The sequence below is a fragment of the Paenibacillus germinis genome (assembly GCF_013141785.1).
Classification (GTDB): Bacteria; Bacillota; Bacilli; order Paenibacillales; family NBRC-103111; genus Paenibacillus_E; species Paenibacillus_E phytorum.
The window spans coordinates 1-3,161 of sequence record NZ_WHOC01000199.1; the positions used below are offsets into that span (position 1 = coordinate 1).

General features: G+C 37.8%; 2 protein-coding genes and 2 pseudogenes. All 4 read right to left on the reverse strand.

All coding sequences use genetic code 11. The annotated features are described in order from the left end of the window. Positions 1-276: pseudogene (locus tag GC102_RS38890) on the reverse strand (serine hydrolase domain-containing protein); the annotation flags it as partial. 28 nt (positions 277-304) lie between these two features. Beyond that, positions 305-437: pseudogene (locus tag GC102_RS40850) on the reverse strand (ATP-binding cassette domain-containing protein); the annotation flags it as partial. Positions 438-544: 107 nt separating this feature from the next. After that, the gene (locus GC102_RS38895) at positions 545-2,596 is read right to left on the reverse strand and encodes a serine hydrolase domain-containing protein (RefSeq protein ID WP_171694278.1); all 2,052 of its coding nucleotides are present in this window, start codon (positions 2,594-2,596) and stop codon (positions 545-547) included. A 121-nt stretch (positions 2,597-2,717) separates the two neighbouring features. Continuing rightward, positions 2,718-3,161 (reverse strand): ATP-binding protein (locus tag GC102_RS38900; protein ID WP_171694279.1); only part of this gene is annotated, 444 nt, incomplete at its 5' end.

Sequence of the window (3,161 nt, forward strand, 5' to 3'; positions counted from 1 at the left end):
TTTCTTGGTGCTCAGATTCGCTACCCCAGTGGCATAACCCCACTTTTTTCCACCCTCAGAAGTTTTAGCAAGTATCCCCGGGAATCCAAGTTGCAATGTATCCCGCATAGCTTGCTTGACGGAATTATGATCTTGTTGAGTGCTTGTTTGTAAAGAACTAGATTCATTTTGAGTGGGCTCTGCTTTTACAATTGAGGTTGGCGATGTGTATAGCAGGGAACTTCCAGTTATTAAAAGGGCCAGACTTGCAAATGTAATTTGACTACGTACTTTCATAAGACGTTCCTCTTCTCTATTAATATTATAAGTTTGTAATCATCTTCATAATTGTTGTTTTACCAACGCCATTCTGTCCTAACAAGCGGTAAATTCCTCATTTTTTCGCATCCCAGAAATTAATTCTTATCCTTAAAATACTCTGTTAACTGGTTTGTTTTTCATATATACGGCATATCTGTTCCGCCTTTCACACCTACCTCCTGCATATACATCGTACAACACAGTACCTCAATAATCGTTAGTGTATCAACCAAAGTTGAGTAGTCTATTTATTCTTCAAATTAATTTTAAATACATCGCCCTCATTACCACCAAAAACGATCATCCCACCTTCAGGTAGTACTACCGTATGATTGTTGCTTGCCTTTGAAAAGTTCACAACCATCCCCTCCGCGTCATAAACGGCAAATCCCCCACTTACTGGAGTCTCAACGTTCATGACGCGATTGGCTGATTTATCATCAATTTTATACCATACAGCCTGACCACCCGATGGTATGATGCAAAACGAGTCGTTCCCTTCATAAATGGATTGAATAGCATCTTCACTGATATAGGATTCTCCATCGATCATTAATTGCTCTGTATGGTCCATGTTATAGAAATTCAAATCAAAAGCATCTCTTCCGCTAAAAATAGGAATATCAAATACATTTACTGCTTTATTCTTATCAACAATTTGAGTGCCGGATGCGTATCCATGGTTGACATCAACGGATAAATTTAAGGCCAAAAACGCTTTAATCATATACTTGAATGAAGTTATCTTTTCATCCAAAGCGTAGTAATTTTTTCCATTTCTTTGTTCCCATACCGTTTGAGTTGACTGATTTAGAGGATTGGAATCTAACTTTTGATACTCATACGTTACCATAACCGTTTGACCTAATCCCGGAAAATTCAAATAATTGCTAAGTTTTAAATAGGTTTTTCCATTCTTCGGTTGGTTAAAGCTTATGGTTACATTCCCATCGTTGTTTTTGAATTGTCCTTTGCCTATATATACATATTTTTGAGGCGGTATCAATCCGCTTAGAGCGGGTAAATCAATCTCTCCGTTCTTGAACTCCAGATTTACCGTTTTACCTACGTTACCGTATAATCCAGAGTAATCAAGCAAATCCGACGGCATATCCACTTTCAATGGAGGTTCAAATGTTTTTTCAGGCAGGAGCTCTTTAATGATGCCTTTGACTCTTATATATTCCAATAAAACATTGGATGCAAAAATACCATTGTAGATAGATTTCCCTCCAGATGAAAGTATAGCTATAGAAATATCATGTTCGGGTAGGGTAGTCAAAACAGCATGATACAGTTGCGTATCTCCACCTTTGGATAAAGCGGTTATTCCGTAATCACTAAACGGTTCTAAACGAACGGCATCCCAACCAAGACCATAATTAATGCTGTTTGTCTCTTCAGAAACCCACACTCCCTTTCTATATTCATGACTTTGCATAGCCTTTGCTGACTTCTCAGATAAAATATCCGTTCGATTTCCGATCAATACTTCAGCGAACTTACTTAATTCTTCGGCCGTGGAGTAGAGGCCTCCTGACCCAATGAGATTGACATTCTCAACGGGTAAAGCCTGATCTATCGCAGGAAAATAAGTTTTTGCGAGCTTGTCTCTATCAAATGAATCACGTGGTGTTTTAGTAGAGCTTAAATGAAGAGGCTTGCTAATAAAGGTTTCAATGAATTCGCTGTAACTTAACCCGCTTACTCGTTCGATCAAGATTTCAAGCAGTTGAAAACCATCGTTACAATATACCGAGGATTCGCCTGGGTTTGACTTTAACCTTTCTGATTGTAGTTTGACCAATAATTCATCATGATTTTTCGTATCATTGTCATCGAGCAAAAAGCTATTCTCGTAGTGACTACCATAAAGTCCTGAAGAATGATTCATCAACATGCGCGGTGTAATCTTTGTGTATCGTTCATCTGCCATTTTAAAGTCCTTGATATACGTGGTTAGTGGTTTATCAATATCAATTTTATTAGAATCAGCTAGCATCATCGCTGCAGCAGTTACATACACTTTACTTACCGAGCCTATTCCAAACATCGTGTCTTTGGTTATCGGATTCTTGGTCGCTTTATCGTATACACCAGCGCTACCCGATAAAACAATGGATCCATGGTCCATAATTGCATACTGCAATCCACTTACACCATAATCGGACACGATCTTCGAAGCCAGCCCCTGTGCCTTTTCTTTCACAGTATCAGGATTCGTTTGAGCAAAAGCAGAGGTGACCGGTATTGCAATAAGCAGAGTGGTTATTAATATAGAAACCATCTTCTTCATTATTTGTTCCTCCTCGTATTCTATCTAGATTTTACTTGCTGAATTCATCATACAAGGAAGAGGACTGTTATATTAAAAATCACCCTGAAACGAAAAAAACAATCCCTAAACAACATGTTGCTTAGGGATTGTTGGTGTAAAATGGGATTAATACCATATTATTAAATACTTTATGTTTCGTTTCAATGGTCATATGACCACCGTACTTGTCACAGATTCTAGCTATGTTCGTTAATCCAATACCATGAAATTCCGGGTTTAATTTTTGGCTGTTTAATTGGGCAACTTCATTCTCCATATGATTCATAATGTGAATGAGAAGGGTAGACTCGGTAGAATGTATTTTTATAAGAATGTACCTATCTTCTGCGATTTTTAACTTTTTAGAAGCCTCTATTGCGTTATCTAGCATATTTCCAATGACAACACATAAGTCATAACGGTCAATATGGACTACTTGTGAACATAAGTTAATCTTTGTATCTATTCTTATGCCATTGGCTTGTCCAATATTAAGAATGTTTGTGACAAGGGCATCAATAACCAGATTCCCCGTGTTAACCCG